The following is a 15,913-nucleotide window of genomic DNA, read 5'->3' as shown; positions in this document are numbered from 1 at the left end:
ACGCCATCTCCGGCCTGGAGGCGGCAAGATGCCCATTCATTCGACGCAAGACCTTCTCCCGGCCCCGCCTCGGCTGGACGCGCTGGTCGATGCGCGTGCCCGTGAGTGAGCCGGCAATCGTGCCATTGAGATAAGTATTCTTATCACAACACATCTATTTCAGACTGAAACTTGCATTTCCGGAAACGCCCCGCATGCAACAGGGCGTGGCCCGCTCAACGCCCGATCGGCAGCCCGGTCGGCTCGATCCAGCCGAACTTGTACGCGATCAGCAGCGACAGGAACAGCGTGACCGACAGCCCGACGCGCGCCGCGAGCGACCATGCCATCCGCTTGGACTTGCCGCGATCGTGATTCATGAAATACAGCGCGAAGATCAGGCTTGCGATGATCAGCGCGAATGCCACAGAAACCAGCAGGGTTTTCATTGCCGTTGCCTTTGAAGATTCGAATCGGCCTCAATCAGTTCGGCCAGTTTTTGCCGTTCGTCGGCGATGCCGCCGACGCCCGACGCCGGCCAATCCAGCGCGACGCCGTTGCCCAGCGAATCGCGCACGAGCGTCTGGTAGCGCCGGTCGTTGATCCGGCCGTGGTCCATCGCTTCCGAGATCTCGTGCCGGAACGGCAGCGGGAAACTCGCGTACGCGCGCGACAGCGCCGCATATTGTCGCGCATCGATCTCTTTCGACGATGGGATGGCAGTCCAGATCACCACGGCCACGATGGCCGTGAAAGGGATCGCCGTATAGCGAAGAATGAACTTGGTCGGAGTCATGAAGCGGTGGGTCGGAGTCGTCGCGAACGCGGGCCGTGCGGCACGCCATTGTACTGAAAGCCCTATCCGGCTAACAGAGTATGATAATGACATTATCATGGTCATCACATGATTCGAGAACCCGGTATCCGGCGCAGGCGGCGTGCCCGCCCTGCCGTCCGGCACCGGTCTTCCAGTCCGTACCCGCGATCCGCGGCGATTGAGCGAAGCCCTTATGCCAGCGCAGTACTTTCGAAACCTGACGGGAAAACACCGCAGCGCGACCGCGAACCGTCAGCTCGGGTTTTCGCTGGCGTTCGTCGCCGGCGCGACCAACGCCGGCGGCTTCCTCGCGGTCAGGCAGTACACGTCGCACATGAGCGGCATCGTGTCGGCGATCGCCGACCAGACGGCGCTCGGCGACGTGCGGCTCGCGCTGGCCGGCATCAGCTCGCTGGGGGCGTTCCTGGTCGGCGCGAGCTGCTCGGCGATCCTCGTCAACTGGGGGCGCCGCCGCGGCCTGCAGAGCCAGTTCATGCTGCCGTTGCTGGTCGAGTCCGCGCTGCTGCTCCTGTTCGGGCTGCTGGGCAGCCACCTCGCGCTGTGGGAAACGTTCTTCGTGCCGGTGACCGTGACGCTGCTGTGCTTCATCATGGGGCTGCAGAACGCAACGATCACGAAGCTGTCGGGCGCGGAGATCCGCACGACGCACATCACGGGCATCGTGACCGACCTCGGCATCGAGCTCGGCAAGCTGTTCTACTGGAACCGGTCGGCCATCGACGTCGACGCGCATGCGGTAATCGCCAACCGCTCGAAACTGGGGATTCACGGCACGATGCTCGCGTCGTTCTTCGTCGGTGGCCTGGCCGGCGCGATCGGCTTCAAGCATGTCGGCTACGTGTCGACCGTGCCGCTCGCCGCGCTGCTCGTCATGCTCGCGATCGTGCCCGTGATCGACGACCTGCTCGCGTTGCTCCGCGACAGGCGCTGATCGCACGCGAAGGCGGCACATCCGGCCGCGGCGCCGTAAGCGGATCGATTATAATTTGATTAACATACCGACCACCCTCGCCCCGTAATGGAAACGAAAACTGCCCGCCTGACCGTCCTGATCGACCCCGCGAAGAAGGAAGCCTTCGAGATGCTCTGCGCGGAGCAGGATCTCACGCCGTCGCAAGTCGTGCGGCAGTTGATCCGCGAGTACCTCGACCGGCACGGCGTAACGTACAAGACCAAGAGCGCACTCGGCAAGCGGGTGAAGTAACGCGGCCGGACAGGTCGCGCCGGCGGCGCCGGCTACGCGCCGATTTCCCATCGTTCGTGCGATTGCGTACGCCGGACCAGCCGCCGCGGATCGACGCATTCCCCTGCCTTCATGCGCCTCGCCGTGGCCGCCAGCTTGAGCTCGCCGGCCCGGGCGCACGCAAGCGCGCGCTCGAGCAGGATGCGCAGCGACGGCAACCGGCGGCCGTCTTTCCATGCGAACGCGACGAAGTTATTGTCGTCGCCGCACGGCACCAGCGCATACGACGCCCCGAACACCGATCGCAACTGCTCGACGTGCTGCGGCAGCGCCGGATCGTCATCCATGAAGTTGATCGCCAGCACGCCGGTTTCGCCCAGGCGCGCGCGGCACGCGTCGAGGAAGGCGGCGCCCATGCACCGGCCCCGCATGCCGTCGGCGACAAACGCGTCGTGCAGGATCACGTCGGTCCGGACATCCGCCCGTTCCAGATGATCCGCGCCATCGGCGCACACCACCGTGAACCGCGCATCGTCGGCAGGAATCCTGAACACATCGCGCAACGCGATCACGTCCGGATTGATCTCGACCGCGTCGATCGCCGCGCCGGGCAGGTGCCGGTAGCAGTACTTCGCGAGCGAGCCGCCGCCGAGCCCGAGCATGCAGATGTGCGCAGGTTCGGGCTGCAGCAGCAGGAAGCCCATCATCACGCGGGTATAGCCGAGTTCGAGCCGGAGCGGATCGCGAAGCGACATGAAGCTCTGCGTGCCGAAATGATCGAAGTGCAGCGAGAGCGCATGCTGCGTCTCCAGCACGAACGGCCTGCCGTCGGTCAGCGGCGTCGCCAGGAATTTGACGAACGCTTCGTAGGAAGTGCGATCTTCGGCCATGCGCGGCTAGTCGGATGGAAACGTCAATCGTGCGTGCTCAGACCTTCTTCAGGTAGCAGGCCTTCAGCATGAAGCCGCCCAGGTCGGTCTTGCAATCGACTTCGTGATCGCCGCCGACGAGCCGGATGCTCTTGACCTTGGTGCCCATCTTCAGTGTGATCGACGAGCCCTTCACGCGCAAATCCTTGACCAGCACGACCGAATCGCCGTCCGACAGCACGTTGCCGTTCGCGTCCTTGACGACATTGCCCGCCGGTTCGTCGCCCGCTTCGGCGCCGGCGCCGGCCGACCATTCATGGCCGCAGTCCGCGCAGACGGTCAGCGTGCCGTCCGGGTAAGTGTTTTCCATCGCGCATTGCGGGCAGGCGGGGGCGGCGTTCATTGCAGCTTCCATTCGAGAAGAGTCGGGTCGGGTCGGTCGAAAAAATGCCGGGCAAGCAGGCTGCGCGCCCGGTCGAGTGCGGTCCGGGCACGCCCGCCGACGGAGCGGCGGGCCGGTATGGGCGCACACGGCATTATAATGCAATACACATGATCCGGCCGATGCATTATAATCGTCGACTTCGCGACATTCAGCGAACTTGAAAGCGGCTTCAGTGAGGATGCCGGCGTGTTCGCGCCGGATAACGAGCCTCGACCGCCCGGCCGGTGCTCCGCGACCCTGCGGCAAATCGCGAAAGTCCGGCCGCCCGATGTCCATAACACGCGTCGCGAAACCGCGTTTCGCGCGGGCCCGGTGCGTTGCCGGCCCCGCGCCGCGTACCGATCCCGACCACCTGTCCGGAGGCTTTCCAGCATCGTGGCAACCGTTGTGTACGTTCAGATCGGCCCCGCGTGGAACCGCAATCGCGGCCGCGCCGCGCGAGACGCAGCCGTCGACGCGGCACGCCGCTTCGAAAGCGACATCCTGCTGATCGCGAACGGGTACAGCGGCAACGCGAAAGACGGCACGGCCGTCGCGTCGCTGCAGGTGCACGGCGGCACGTCCGCGCAGGTGCTGGCCACCGGGCCCGACGAGGAAGCCGCACTGCACGCGCTGCTGCCGTTGCTGCAAGCGTGCTGACCCCGTGCGCCACGCGATGTCGCGGCAGCGTGCCGCCCACCCTGAATCTCCAATCCACGAGGAAGCGATGAGCGACAACTTCACGTCAAACGCCCCGGACCTGTCAGCGTCCGCCATCTGGGCGCTCGAACGCCTCGCCGACGTCCGCTACGGACGCGACGCGCCGGCGCTCGGCTGGTCGATCGCGCGGGAACTCGTCAGCGCGGGCTTCGTCAGCCATCCCGTGCACGGCCGCTCCGGCGCGTCGATCACGCCCGCAGGGCGGACCTTCCTGAAAAGCCGGAAGTAGATCGCCGGCGCACGGCCGGGCCCGCACCGGTGCCGGATGCCGACGATTGCAGGCCGTTGCGAATGCGTGCCGGCATCGGCGTTGCACGGCCCGATCGGCTGGCGAACAGGCTGCGCGAACCATCGCTATTGCCCTCGCTCGCGCCGGCAGGGGTTTTGATATGATTTCGGCGCCCTGCCGTGCCGGCCGCGTGATCGCAGTCGCCGACGCGTCGAAGCCGATGAAGCGCAACCTGTCCGCGCTCGCGAGCGTCGAGCCGCTCGACATGCCGATCGCCGATACGGGCGCCGCTCCGGCCGTGGACGACAACCTGCGGCAGCGCGGCGTCGACGTGCCGACGATCCAGCCGCCCGGCATTCACCCTTCTTCCGGAAACCGCGATGCCGCTCGTCTCTTCCCCGCCCGTTCTCGACACGCCGCGCCTCGTCCTCGAAGGCCATCCGCCCGGCGACTTCGACGCGCTCGCCACGATGTGGGCCGAGCCGGACGTCGTCGCGCACATCTTCAACGGCGAGCCGTCGGCGCCGCGCGACTCGTGGATGCGCATGCTCGCGTATCGCGGGCTGTGGCCGCTGCTCGGCTATGGCTACTGGGCGATTCGCGAGAAGGTGTCGGGCCGCTATGTCGGCGATCTCGGCTTCGCGGATTTCCACCGGAACATCGAGCCGTCGATTCGCGGCGTGCCGGAAGCCGGCTGGGCGCTCGCGACCTGGGCGCACGGCAGGGGCTATGCGACCGAGGCGCTCGCGGCCGCGCTCGCATGGCTCGACGGGCAGCAGCGGTTCGAGCGCAGCGTGTGCCTGATCGCGCCGACGAATGTCGCGTCGATCCGGGTGGCGGAAAAGGCCGGTTATGGCGAACCGGTGCGCATGCGCTTCAACGACGCGGATTCGTTGCTGTTTTCGCGCGCGTGCCGGTAGGCGCGGCAACCGGTTATCGCGGCAGCGTCGTATCCGCTTCGGGCGCGGGCGATCTGGCCGCGCTCCATCCGTTACCCGGGGCGTGCGTCGATCGTTCGCATCCGGCTCGCTCCGGCCTTCGTCGAACCGATCAGTCCGCTACCGGTTCGTAGAAGTGCATGAAGAGGCTGTTGTCCATCGGCCAGCAGTTTCCGCCTTCATCGAGCAGGATCCAGTCACCCGGATTCACCGGACGCCAACCTTCCGGCGTGGCGACCGCCCACCTGCCTTGACGGCGCTCCACCCGATCATGGTCGCCCTCGACGAACCATCGTGTTGCATCGACATAACCGGCGCGTTTTCTGAATTGCATGTCACCACCAAAAGAAACGGATATCACTGTCGCGTTGCCGCGCGAGAAGCGAACCATGTATCGGCACGGGAAGCGCATGGCGACATCTCGGCGCCCGCCCCCGGCGATTTCCGTGTCGCCTTCAACGCGTTCGTCGCCAGCCTGGTTTCGTACAACGCAATCCAGCCCTCGGTGATAAGCGCATGCAGCGTTTCCCGTGCGACGGCAGAGATCCGCACGTCGATCTCCTGCATTCTGCCGAGCGCCGCAAGCACCTCATCCGGTTGACCGGGCGCAAGCGCAATCACGAACCTTGAACGTGCGTCGGCGGCCCGGACGGCCTCGCTCCAGTCGGCCCGCGCGACCGCGACTTCGATCGCGTCGGTGAGCGCGTCGAGACTCCGGATGACTTGCAACGGCGTCATTTCAACTCCCCCCGTCAGTACGTCGTACCGCCCGCTTGCCTGCCGGGCATGCGTAGTACAGCAAAACGCTTCGTCAAACCCGGCAGGCAACACGATCGGAAACAGCGAGAAATCCCCGCGCATCGTACACGCCTGCCAGGTGCGAGGATTGTAGGGAGCGATACACCGCCACGTCGGTAATATTTTGTAATGATATGTCGAGTAACCTTGCCTGGCCTCGGCTTGGCCAGCATGAGCGACGTTCACGACCGCGGTTTTTTTCGCAAACGTTTTCGTCGGAAGGATGTTTTGTCTCGCATCCCCCGCCGCTTCGCGCCAGCTCTCGCGCCGAACATTTTCGGTCGAATTTCGGGCCGTTCGCCGTCGACACGATTCCACATCGCCATCCATTCGCTTTTCCGCCAATCCGCGGGGATCGCCGTATGGATAGGTTCACCGAACGATCCATATTTCGGCACATTCCGTCGGAATGTTGCGCAGTATCATCCGCCTCGCTTCGGCTGACACGCGTTCGGACTGGGCCTGACCGCTCGCCGTTTTCCCGCTTTGCCCCCTCGTTTAGCGATGCCCATCCGAATCCTGCTCGTCGAAGACGACATCCATTTGTCCGCGCTGATCGCGGACTATCTGCGCAACCATCAATACGAGGTGGACACCCTGTTCGACGGCACCGATGCGGTGTCGACGATTGTCGCGAGTCGCCCCGACCTGGTGCTGCTCGACATCAACCTGCCGGGCAAGGACGGCTTCGAGATTTGCCGCGAGGCACGCCTGCAATATGACGGCGTCATCATCATGGTGACGGCCCGCGACGAACAGTTCGACGAGTTGCTCGGCCTGGAATTCGGCGCGGACGACTTTCTTCGCAAGCCGGTCGAGCCACGCATTCTGCTCGCGCGGATCAAGGCGCAGTTGCGGCGGACCCGCATGCGTCCGGCCGACCGCGCGCCGGAATCGCCCCAGCGATTCGAGTTCGGCAAGTTTTCGATCGACCGGGCGAATCGCAAGATTCGCCTTCCTGACGGTAGCGCGCCTCGCCTGACTTCAACCGAATTCGACCTGCTGTGGGCCCTTGCCTGCCGCGCAGGCGAGGTGGTCAGCCGGGAAGACCTGACGTTGCTGTTGCGCGGCATCGCGTTCGACGGCCTCGATCGCTCGATCGACGGCCGCATCTCGAAGCTGCGCCGCAAACTGCGTGACGATGCAAGCGAGCCGAAACGGATCAAGACGATCCGCTGCAAGGGCTATCAGTTCAGCAAGCACGCGTGGGAATAACGCCGCATACGTGTTGACGCGTCGCGTCGTGCGCCACGCGTGCGGCACACGACCGCACGCGTCGATCGACTGCCCACCGGCCATTGCGCGTGTGCACCGCTACGACCATTGCCGTTCGGCGTCGAGCACCTCGAGGCCGGCCCGCAACCGGACACCGTCACGCGCCCGTCGTCTTGTCGCCGGGCGCGGCAGCGGGTGTCTCCGGATCGCGCGCAAGCCCTTGCGCGAACACCTTCAAGCCTTCGAGCAACGGCGTCAGCGCATCCCACAGCGCTTCGTCGTGCAGCAACCGGTACGCGCCGCGCACGCCGGGCGCGACGTGTTCGTGCTGCGCCGGCTGCCACGCGCCGACGTGGTGCAGCGCATCGGCCGCCGCGAACACGGCCTTGCCGAACTGTTCGGGTGGAATGCGCGACAGGGCCAACACGAGCACCGAGAGGTTCTGCATGCCGCTCTGCATGCCCGGTTTGTCGAGCGCATCGATGAACGTGTCGGCCAGCCGCGCGTTCGCGCTGACGACCTCGTTCGCAAAATGCAGGAAACCATGCCGGTGCAGGCTGCCGAGCAGGTGTTCGAGTGCGTCGTGCGCACCGGGCTCCGCGTGCGGAGGCGTCGTGTCGGGGGGCTCGCGTTCGGTCATCGGTTTTCTCCGGATGGGGCGCCAGGTTGCCGTCAGGAAAACAGTCCTATGCGCGCCGATTTCGTGTATTTCGCCTCTCATCGCGCCGCCGGCGATACCCGGAACAACCCGGTCGTGTCGTCACGCCCGCAGGCGCCGTTCCGTTGTGCGCGCACGTCACGACGCCGGCCCGGTTTCAGGCCGGTCTTCGCCGGTTTCGCGTTCGTCACCGGCATCCGGTTCGTCCTCCCGCGCGGCCACCCGCTTCGCCATGTCGAGGTAGCTCTGTGCCATTGCGCGCAACTCTTCCTCCGAGGCGTCCTCGATCCCGATCAGCCGGTCGCTGGCCGCACGCGTGACGGAAAGCAGCTCGTCGAGCTTCAGGTGCAGCGCGACGCTGTCGCGGTTCTGGTTGCGCTGCAGCAGGAACACCATCAGGAAGGTGATGATCGTCGTCCCGGTATTGATGACGAGTTGCCAGGCATCCGAATAGTGGAATACCGGCCCGGTGGCGAGCCACAGCACCGTGACGGCGACCGCGCTGCCGAATGCGACCGGCGAACCGGCCCACGTGGTCACGTGCGACGCGAAGCGTTCGAAGGCGCGCGTGACGGGGTGCCGGGGCGGCCGGTACGCAGCCGCGACATCGGCTCTGGGTTCGCCGCCCGCATCCTGCCGGATGCGGGAAGGATCGTTCGTTTCGCGCATGGCGCCTCCCGGATGCAACTGTCGATCTCGGCGCGGGGTTCGCTCCCGTATGCACGCGCCGTCCACCCACGAGCATGTCGCATGCCCGGCGATGTTTACACGATGCCGACGAAAGGTTTGCGTGATGTGACGTAACGCGACGCGACGCGCTATCCGATGCCGTCATCGTCCCGCTCGTCGCCCTGCAGCGCGAGCGCCGCGTTCACGAGCCCGACCTGCGCGAGCGTGAACGGGAAATTCCCGCACATGCGCCGCGCCTTCACGTCGTATTCCTCGGCGAGCAGCCCGACGTCGTTGCGCAAGCCGAGCAGCCGCTCGAACAGCGCGTGCGCGTCGGCGTCGCGCCCCTGCATCCGGTAGACCTGCACGAGCCAGAACCCGGCCGCGACAAACGCGCCCTCGTCGCCTTCGCAACCGTCCTCGAAACGCGGCGGACGATAACGGAACGGCAAGCCGTCGTCGACCAGCTCCCGTTCGATCGCGGCGACCGTCGCGACGACGCGCGGGTCGCGCGCGTCGAGCATCCCGGTCAGCGCACAAGCCGGACACCGGTGCCCTATTTACAACCGGGCTGTAATGCAAGGGCCGTTGTGCTTGCCGAACCCGATCGCGCCCGCCGCCTGGTGCGGGTTCGAAGCGATCCGCTCAGAACATGTGCCGGATGCCGGCCATCACGCCGACCTGGTTCTGCCCCGGTGCGGGCGTCGTGCCGCCGCCGCCGGCACTGATCGTGAATGCGGCGTGCGCGCTGTTGGCGAGGTACGCGCCCTGCAGGTAGAGGCCGTCTGCTTCGACAGGAAGTAGGTGCCGCGCAACGCGCCGAGCGTCGCACGCGCGTCTGGCCCGGCACATTGACGTGATGGACGCCGCCGTCGACCTGCGGCTCATCTACGACCTGTCCGACGAGCACGGGATCGCGTATTTGCCGGCGGCGCAACGCGACGATCCGGCGTTGCACGCCTGAGCGGACGCCGGACGGCGATGCAACGACGCGATCAGTCCGGCAGCACGGCCACCGCCTTGATCTCGACGATATAGCCGGGCGAACCGCCCAGCATGTGCGCGCCGACCGCCGTCCACGCCGGCTTCGGGTGCGCATCGAGGTAGCGGTCGCGCACCTGCATGAACAACGGCAGGTCGCGCATGTCGGTATGGAATGTCGTCAGGTCGACCACGTCGCCGAACGATGCACCGGCCGCGTCCAGCACGAGCCTCAGGTTCTCGAACGCCTGCACGATCTGCGCTTCGCGGCCTTCGACCAGTTGCAGCGCCGCATCGCGGCCGATCTGGCCGGATACATAAAGCGTATCGCCGACCTTCAGCCCCGGCGCATAGCCGATCTTCTCGTACACCGCTTCCATTCCCGCCGGAACGATGGCTTTGCGTTCACGCATGGATGTCTCCGTGGCCGGCGTCTTCGCGCCGGCCGGTTGTTTGTCGATGAGCACGGGCAAGCGGCGCGCCGCTCAACCCGTATCGCCGCCCGCGACCGGCAGCACCGTGCCGGTGATATAGCTCGCCTCGTCGGACGCGAGGAACAGGATCGGCGCGATCTGCTCGTCGAGGCTGCCGTAGCGCTTGAGGAAGGTCGACTCGGTCACCTGCCGCACCGCTTCGCCCATCCAAGCCTGTTCCTGCTCGCTGTCGCCCGCTGCATTGCGCGGCACGCGGCGCGGCGGCGCACTGGTACCGCCCGGCGCGGTGGCCACGACACGGATGCGGTGCTCCGCGTATTCCATCGCGAGCGCCGCCGTCAGCGCGTTGACGCCGCCCTTCGCCGCCGAATACGGCACGCGGCGGATGCCGCGCGTCGCGTTCGACGAGATGTTGACGATCGTGCCGCCGCCGCGCGCGATCAGGTGCGGCAGCACCGCATGACAGGTATAGAGCGTCGGCATCAGCGAACGGCGGATTTCCGCGTCGATCTGTGCCGGCTCGAACTCGGCGAACGGACGCATGCGAATCGCGCCGCCGACGCCGTTGATCAGGATGTCGATGCCGCCGAACGTCTGCACGGCGCACGCGATCGCCGCATGCGCGCCTTCGTACGTTTCGAGATCGGCGACGAAGCCGGCCGTCTCGCCCTGCGGCGCTTCGGCGGCCACCTCGGCGACGAACGCCGCACGATCGACGAACAGCACCCTGCCGCCCTCGGCCGCCGCGCGCAGCGCGACGCCGCGGCCGATACCCTGCGCCGCGCCGGTGACGACGACGACCTTGCCGGAGAATCGTTGCATGGTCATGCCGCCTTTGCCGTGACGTTGGGAGTGAACTTCTCGTAGTAGAAGCTGTTCGGCTTCACGCCTTCGTCGTCGAAGTACTTGCGCACCGCGTCGACCATCGGCGGCGGCCCGCACAGATACACGTCGACATCGCCGTCGTTCAGCGCATCGGCCGGAATGTGCTGCGTGACCCAGCCCTTGCGCGGGTGGTTCGATTCGGCGTCCGCGATGACCGTCGCAAAGCTGAAGTTCGGCAGTGTCGCCGCGTAGGCCTCGATCGCATCGACCAGCACGAGATCGAGATCGCGCGTCACGCCGTAGATCAGATGCACCTTCTGCCGCGACCCGCTGCGCGCGAGCACCTCGAGCATCGACAGGAACGGCGCGAGGCCGGTGCCGCCGGCGAGGAACAGCAGCGGCCGCTCTACGTCGCGCAGGTAGAAGCTGCCGAGCGGCCCGTGCAGCTCCAGCTTGTCGCCGGGCTGCGCCGATTCGAGCCACGTGCTCATCACGCCGCCGGGAATCTTCTTGATCAGGAAGCTGACCTTCGCGTCGGCCGGCGCCGACGAGAACGAATAGGAACGGTGCTGGCCGCTCGCGGGCACGTCGATGGTCACGTACTGGCCCGGCAGGAACACCGGCGCGGCCGCGCCGACGTCGAGTTCGAGCACGACGGCCGCATCGTTGTGCTGCTCGACCTTCGTCACGGTCGCGGCAAAGCCGCTTTGCCCGGTCTTGCACGCGACCGACGACGTCGGCACCGCGATCACGCAATCGCTTTGCGGCACCATCTGGCAGGTCAGCACGAGGCCGCCGTCCTTTTCGTCCTCGGTGAGCGCATCGTCGATGTAATCGTCGCCGAGATCGTAGCTGCCGCTTTCGGCGCGGCACTTGCAGGTGCCGCACACGCCGTCGGAACAATCCATCGGCAGGTTGATCTTCGCGCGGAAGGCCGCGTCGAGAACCTTCTCGCCGGCCTTGCAGTCGATGAAGCGGGTCACCCCGTCCTCGAAATTCAGTGCAATCCTGTAGCTGGACATGCGATCACCTCCACTTCCTTTCATGACAAAGCAACGGGCGTCAGACGTGGTAGACGTCGAGCACCTGCCGGATGTAGTCGTTCTTCAGCACGATCTTCTTGTGCGAGATCAGCAGCGCGTCGCCCGCCCGGCGCAACGTGACGAACATCGTGCCGAAGAAATGGTCGGTCACGCGGTAGCGGTGGTTCAGCGTATGAAAGTTGTAGCGCACGTCCACCTCGTCGTCGCGTTCGGCCAGCACCTCGACGTTCGTCACGTTGTGGCTGGTACGCGGCTCGGGCGTCGATGCGCCGCTGCGCTCGGTCTTGATCCGGAACACGCGATCCTCGAGGCCGCCGCGATCCGGGTAATACATCAGCGAGATCTGGCGCTGGTGATCGTCGGTCGGCCGATCGTCGTCGTCCCACGCGGGCATCCAGTACGTGACGTCGTCCGTGTAGCAGGTCAGCCACTCGTCCCACTGGCGATCGTCGAGCAGGCGCGCTTCGCGATACAGCGCGGCGCAAATGGTCCGGTAATCGATGTTCATGCCGCCACCTCCCCGCGTTCCTTCTTCAGCGCATCGCGCATCACATGCACCCAGTGTTCGTGCTGGCACACGAACAGCCCTTCGTCCTCGCTGCGCTCGCCCGAGATGCGCGGGTTCAGCCCCATCTTTCTCGCGTTCTCGTCCGGGCCGTCGACCCACAGCGGCGCGCCGCGCGACAGGTCGTTCCACATCGCCGTGATGCCCGCATAGCCGGCCTGGCACGCGCGGAACTCCTCGAGATCGTCGGCCGTGCCCATGCCCGTCACGTTGAAGAAATCCTCGTACTGGCGGATGCGGACCGTGCGGTCGGCCTCGCTCTCGCCCTTCGGCGCGAAGCAGAAGATCGTGACTTCGGTCTTGTCGACGCCGAGCGGCCGCACCACGCGAATCTGCGTGCTGAACTGGTCCATCAGGAACACGTTCGGGTACACGCACAGGTTGCGCGTCTGGTTGACGATGAAGTCGGCCTGCACGTCGCCGACGCGTGCGCGAATCTCGTCGCGATGCTGGTACACGGGCCGCACTTCGGGGTTCATCGTCTTGGTCCACAGCAGGATGTGGCCGTGGTCGAACCCGTACACGCCCGCGACCGACTTGCTCCAGCTGTTCGCGTCGACGGCCTTGGTGCCGTCTTCCTTGCGGCGGCCCATCGTCGCCGCGTAGTTCCAGTGCACGGTGCTCACGTGGTAGCCGTCGCAACCGTTCTCCATCTGCATCTTCCAGTTGCCTTCGTAGATGTAGGACGAGTTGCCGCGCAGCACTTCGAGCCCGTCCGGCGCCTGGTCGACGATCTGGTCGATGATCACGCGCGCTTCGCCGAGGTAGTCCTCGAGCGGCAGCACGTCGGCGCTGAGGCTGCCGAACAGGAAGCCGCGATAGTTCTGGAAGCGCGCGACCTTCTTCAGGTCGTGCGAGCCGTGCGTGTTGAACTGCACCGGATACTCGGTCGTCTTCTCGTCCTTCACCTTCAGCAGCTTGCCGGTGTTCGAGAAGGTCCAGCCGTGGAACGGGCACGTGAAGCTGCCCTTGTTGCCGTGCTTGCGGCGGCACAGCATCGCGCCCTTGTGCGCGCACGCATTGATGACCGCGTGCAGCTCGCCGGTCTTGTCGCGCGTGATGACGATCGGCTGGCGGCCGATCCACGTCGTGTAGTAGTCGTTGTTGTCCGGAATCTGGCTTTCGTGCGCCAGATACACCCAGTTGCCCTCGAAGATGTGCTTCATCTCGAGCTCGTACAGTTCCGCATTCGTGAAGATGTCGCGGCGGCAGCGGAAAATGCCGGCCTCCTTGTCGTCCTGCACGGCGGTGGCGAGCAGGTGATCCAGTTCGTTGGTGTGGTCGATCGTGGCGGACATGTTGGCTCCTCCCATGCGCGTGCCGCGTCCTGCAAGCACGCTCGCATCGGTATCGTTTGAATCTCGCGGGGACCCGGGCGGCGGCGCATGCGCGCCGCGCCGTCGGGCGGTTAGGCCGTCGCGGCTGCGCGCAGGCGGTGGACGATCTGGTTGTCCTTGCCCTGCACCAGCGGCGTCAGCACGAAGTTGAACTCGATGTCCTGGTACGCATCGGCCTTCATGCCGAGCGCCGTGCCGCCGGTCTTCCCGACCACGGGCGGGATCAGTTCCTCGCGCGTCGCGTACGCGAAGTCATCCCAGATCAGCGGATCGCCGTCGATGTTGAACTGCGTCGTCAGCTTGCGGTGGTCGTTGCTGTCGACGAAGAAGTGCACGTGCGCCGGGCGGTTGCCGTGGCGGCCGAGGCCGTTCAGCAACTGCTGCGTCGCGCCCTGCGGCGGGCAGCCGTAGCCGACCGGCATCAGCGTGCGGAATTCGTACTTGCCGTCCGCGCCCGTCTTCACCGCGCCGCGCAGGTTGAAATCGGTCTGCGCGCCGGTCGGGTCGAAGTGCGAATAGAAGCCGTGGGAGTTCGCGTGCCAGCATTCGACCAGCGCACCGGCCACCGGCTTGCCGTCGAGGCCCGTGACCGTGCCGTGGATCACGAGCGGGCCCGCGCCTTCGTCCGCGTCGAGGTCGATCTTCGAGACGCCGTCGCGCACCGGTGCGCCCGCCACATACAGCGGCCCTTCGATCGTGCGCGGCGTGCCGCCGTCGAGGCCGACCGCCTTGTCCTCCGCATCCATCCGGATGTCGAGATACTTCTCGAGGCCGAGGCCGGCCGCGAGCAGCGCCGCTTCGCCGTCCTGGCCGAGCTTGTTCAGGTAGTTGACGCCGGCCCACACTTCGTCGGGCGTGATGTCGAGATCGTCGATCGCCTTGAACAGGTCGCCGAGCAGCCGCTGGACGATCAGCTGCGTCCGCGCGTTGCCGCCGTTCCCGCCGGCGTTCGACGCGGCCTTCAGCAGGTCCTGCACTTCGCGGGTATCGAAAACTTTGACGCTCATGATGGTGTCTCCACGTGTATTTGGGGGAATGACGGCTTTGCCTGACTCGGACTACCGCGCGACTTTCGTCAGCCCGTCGCGGGTGAAACGCCTGACCTTGTCCTCGTCGAGCTCGATGCCGAGACCGGGGCCGTCCGGCACGGTCAGTTCGAATTCGCTGTAGTCCAGCGGCTGCGTCAGGATCTCTTCCGTGATCAGCAGCGGCCCGAACAGTTCGGTGCCCCACTGCAGGTTCGCGAAACTCGCGAACAGGTGCGCGGAGGCAACCGTGCTGAACGCACCTTCGAGCATCGTGCCGCCGTACAGCTCGATGCCGGCCGCATCCGCGATCGCGGCCACGCGCTGCGCGGCAAAGAGGCCGCCGCTCTGCTCGATCTTGATCGCGAATACATCCGCGCCGTGATGCTTCGCGATGTCGAACGCGCTGTCGGGGCCCTGCAGGATTTCATCGGCCATCAGCGCGACGGGGAAGCGGCGCATCAGGCGCGCGAGTGCCGCGGCCGAAGCAACCGGCTGCTCGACCAGTTCGCAGCCGGCCTCGGCCAGCGCCGGAATCGCGCGCGCGGCCTGCGTTTCGCTCCACGCCATGTTCACGTCGACGCGCACCGACGCGCGATCGCCGACGGCCTTCTTGATCTCGGCCACGTGCCGGATATCCGCGTCGAGCGCCTTCGCGCCGATCTTCAGCTTGAAGACGTTGTGGCGGCGCAGGTCGAGCATCCGCTCGGCTTCGGCGATGTCGGTTGCCGTGTCGCCGGAAGCGAGCGTCCATGCAACCGGCAGGCGGTCGCGCCGGCGGCCGCCGAGCAGTTCGCTGACCGGCACGCCGAGCCGCTTGCCGTGCGCGTCGAGCAGCGCGGTTTCGAGCGCGCTCTTCGCGAAGTGGTTGACCTTCGCGAGCTTGCCGAGGAATGCCATCAGCGTCTGGACGCGCGTCGCGTCCCGGCCGACGATCGCCGGCGCGAGATACGTGTCGATCGCGAGCTTCATCGCCTCGGGGCTTTCGGGGCCGTACGCCATGCCGGCGATCGTGGTGCCTTCGCCGATGCCCGTCGCGCCGTCGCTGCAGATCACCTTCACGAGCATCAGCGTCTGACCGTGCATCGTCGCGACCGACAGCTTGTGCGGACGGATCGTCGGCAGGTCGACAAGACGGGTTTCGATGCGTTCGACGGTGACGGAGGACATGGGGCACGCTGCG

Annotated in this window: 21 protein-coding genes and 2 pseudogenes; 6 read left to right on the top strand and 17 right to left on the bottom strand. The window is 66.2% G+C overall.

The features are described from left to right. Positions 1-215: 215 nt before the first annotated feature. Together BFF94_RS17055 and BFF94_RS17050 are read right to left on the bottom strand one after the other, a co-directional pair. Positions 216-428 (bottom strand): twin transmembrane helix small protein, encoded by a 213-nt coding sequence (locus BFF94_RS17055; RefSeq protein ID WP_128847942.1) that lies wholly within the window; start codon positions 426-428, stop codon positions 216-218. Then, complete coding sequence (locus BFF94_RS17050; protein ID WP_128847982.1) at positions 425-775, bottom strand: hypothetical protein; 351 nt, start codon at positions 773-775, stop codon at positions 425-427. The genes BFF94_RS17055 and BFF94_RS17050 overlap by 4 nt, the downstream gene beginning before the upstream one ends. Before the next feature lie 214 nt (positions 776-989). Here BFF94_RS17050 and BFF94_RS17045 point away from each other — a divergent pair, with 214 nt between their 5' ends. Then, positions 990-1,748, top strand: coding sequence for a YoaK family protein (locus BFF94_RS17045; protein ID WP_128847980.1), 759 nt, complete (start codon positions 990-992; stop codon positions 1,746-1,748). Positions 1,749-1,835: 87 nt separating this feature from the next. Beyond that, the gene (locus tag BFF94_RS17040; protein ID WP_021158209.1) at positions 1,836-2,021 is read left to right on the top strand and encodes a ribbon-helix-helix protein; all 186 of its coding nucleotides are present in this window, start codon (positions 1,836-1,838) and stop codon (positions 2,019-2,021) included. A 32-nt stretch (positions 2,022-2,053) separates the two neighbouring features. Here BFF94_RS17040 and BFF94_RS17035 read toward each other — a convergent pair whose 3' ends face one another. Both BFF94_RS17035 and BFF94_RS17030 read right to left on the bottom strand, forming a co-directional pair. Next, entirely contained in the window at positions 2,054-2,890 is an 837-nt protein-coding gene (locus BFF94_RS17035; protein WP_128847940.1) for a spermine/spermidine synthase domain-containing protein, read from the bottom strand. 37 nt (positions 2,891-2,927) lie between these two features. Next, positions 2,928-3,272 (bottom strand): zinc ribbon domain-containing protein YjdM, encoded by a 345-nt coding sequence (locus BFF94_RS17030; protein ID WP_128847938.1) that lies wholly within the window; start codon positions 3,270-3,272, stop codon positions 2,928-2,930. Positions 3,273-3,689: 417 nt separating this feature from the next. Between BFF94_RS17030 and BFF94_RS17025 the strand changes: the two genes are divergently transcribed. The 3 genes from BFF94_RS17025 to BFF94_RS17015 all read left to right on the top strand — a co-directional run bounded on the left by BFF94_RS17025 (position 3,690) and on the right by BFF94_RS17015 (position 5,162). Beyond that, positions 3,690-3,953, top strand: a complete 264-nt coding sequence (locus BFF94_RS17025) for an HPr family phosphocarrier protein (protein WP_246637351.1) — start codon at positions 3,690-3,692, stop codon at positions 3,951-3,953. 67 nt (positions 3,954-4,020) lie between these two features. After that, positions 4,021-4,242 carry a hypothetical protein gene (locus tag BFF94_RS17020; RefSeq protein WP_128847934.1) on the top strand — a complete coding sequence of 74 codons (222 nt, stop codon included), beginning with the start codon at positions 4,021-4,023 and terminating at the stop codon, positions 4,240-4,242. 380 nt (positions 4,243-4,622) lie between these two features. Continuing rightward, entirely contained in the window at positions 4,623-5,162 is a 540-nt protein-coding gene (locus BFF94_RS17015; RefSeq protein WP_128847930.1) for a GNAT family N-acetyltransferase, read from the top strand. Between the two features lie 130 nt (positions 5,163-5,292). On the opposite strand, the gene BFF94_RS17010 is transcribed toward BFF94_RS17015, so the two are convergent. Both BFF94_RS17010 and BFF94_RS37925 read right to left on the bottom strand, forming a co-directional pair. Continuing rightward, positions 5,293-5,571, bottom strand: coding sequence for a hypothetical protein (locus tag BFF94_RS17010; protein WP_246637350.1), 279 nt, complete (start codon positions 5,569-5,571; stop codon positions 5,293-5,295). Further along, positions 5,538-6,041 (bottom strand): hypothetical protein, encoded by a 504-nt coding sequence (locus tag BFF94_RS37925; protein ID WP_246637349.1) that lies wholly within the window; start codon positions 6,039-6,041, stop codon positions 5,538-5,540. The genes BFF94_RS17010 and BFF94_RS37925 overlap by 34 nt, the downstream gene beginning before the upstream one ends. A 441-nt stretch (positions 6,042-6,482) precedes the next feature. On the opposite strand from BFF94_RS37925, the gene BFF94_RS17000 reads away from it, so the two are divergent. After that, positions 6,483-7,193: a response regulator gene (locus tag BFF94_RS17000; RefSeq protein ID WP_219139576.1), complete on the top strand. Its 711-nt coding sequence runs from the start codon at positions 6,483-6,485 to the stop codon at positions 7,191-7,193. Positions 7,194-7,350: 157 nt separating this feature from the next. Here the strand turns inward: BFF94_RS17000 and BFF94_RS16995 are convergent, their stop codons facing one another. The 11 genes and pseudogenes from BFF94_RS16995 to BFF94_RS16945 all read right to left on the bottom strand — a co-directional run bounded on the left by BFF94_RS16995 (position 7,351) and on the right by BFF94_RS16945 (position 15,900). Then, the gene (locus tag BFF94_RS16995) at positions 7,351-7,833 is read right to left on the bottom strand and encodes a DUF1641 domain-containing protein (protein ID WP_128847926.1); all 483 of its coding nucleotides are present in this window, start codon (positions 7,831-7,833) and stop codon (positions 7,351-7,353) included. 156 nt (positions 7,834-7,989) lie between these two features. Further along, positions 7,990-8,520, bottom strand: a complete 531-nt coding sequence (locus BFF94_RS16990) for a low affinity iron permease family protein (RefSeq protein ID WP_128847924.1) — start codon at positions 8,518-8,520, stop codon at positions 7,990-7,992. A 149-nt stretch (positions 8,521-8,669) separates the two neighbouring features. After that, positions 8,670-9,053 (bottom strand): annotated as a pseudogene (locus BFF94_RS16985) (glycoside hydrolase family 15 protein); the annotation flags it as partial. Positions 9,054-9,165: 112 nt separating this feature from the next. Continuing rightward, positions 9,166-9,359 (bottom strand): annotated as a pseudogene (locus tag BFF94_RS16980) (porin); the annotation flags it as partial. A gap of 156 nt (positions 9,360-9,515) precedes the next feature. Then, positions 9,516-9,914 (bottom strand): RidA family protein, encoded by a 399-nt coding sequence (locus BFF94_RS16975; RefSeq protein WP_219139575.1) that lies wholly within the window; start codon positions 9,912-9,914, stop codon positions 9,516-9,518. A gap of 72 nt (positions 9,915-9,986) precedes the next feature. Then, positions 9,987-10,763 (bottom strand): benzoate diol dehydrogenase BenD, encoded by a 777-nt coding sequence (gene benD, locus BFF94_RS16970; RefSeq protein WP_128844996.1) that lies wholly within the window; start codon positions 10,761-10,763, stop codon positions 9,987-9,989. Then, positions 10,760-11,782, bottom strand: coding sequence for a benzoate 1,2-dioxygenase electron transfer component BenC (gene benC / locus BFF94_RS16965; protein ID WP_128844999.1), 1,023 nt, complete (start codon positions 11,780-11,782; stop codon positions 10,760-10,762). The genes benD and benC overlap by 4 nt, the downstream gene beginning before the upstream one ends. 40 nt (positions 11,783-11,822) lie before the next feature. Then, on the bottom strand, positions 11,823-12,311 hold the full coding sequence (gene benB / locus BFF94_RS16960) for a benzoate 1,2-dioxygenase small subunit (protein WP_128845001.1): 489 nt from the start codon (positions 12,309-12,311) through the stop codon (positions 11,823-11,825). After that, on the bottom strand, positions 12,308-13,666 hold the full coding sequence (locus tag BFF94_RS16955) for a Rieske 2Fe-2S domain-containing protein (protein WP_128845003.1): 1,359 nt from the start codon (positions 13,664-13,666) through the stop codon (positions 12,308-12,310). The genes benB and BFF94_RS16955 overlap by 4 nt, the downstream gene beginning before the upstream one ends. Positions 13,667-13,776: 110 nt before the next feature. Then, entirely contained in the window at positions 13,777-14,712 is a 936-nt protein-coding gene (gene catA, locus BFF94_RS16950) for a catechol 1,2-dioxygenase (protein ID WP_128845005.1), read from the bottom strand. Positions 14,713-14,763: 51 nt separating this feature from the next. Next, the gene (locus BFF94_RS16945) at positions 14,764-15,900 is read right to left on the bottom strand and encodes a muconate/chloromuconate family cycloisomerase (RefSeq protein ID WP_128845007.1); all 1,137 of its coding nucleotides are present in this window, start codon (positions 15,898-15,900) and stop codon (positions 14,764-14,766) included. Between the last annotated feature and the right edge of the window lie 13 nt (positions 15,901-15,913).

The sequence above is a fragment of the Burkholderia catarinensis genome (assembly GCF_001883705.2).
In the GTDB taxonomy this organism is placed as follows: Bacteria; Pseudomonadota; Gammaproteobacteria; order Burkholderiales; family Burkholderiaceae; genus Burkholderia; species Burkholderia catarinensis.
The sequence above is the reverse complement of the archived record's forward strand: the minus strand, read 5'-3'. Positions and strand labels throughout refer to the sequence as shown.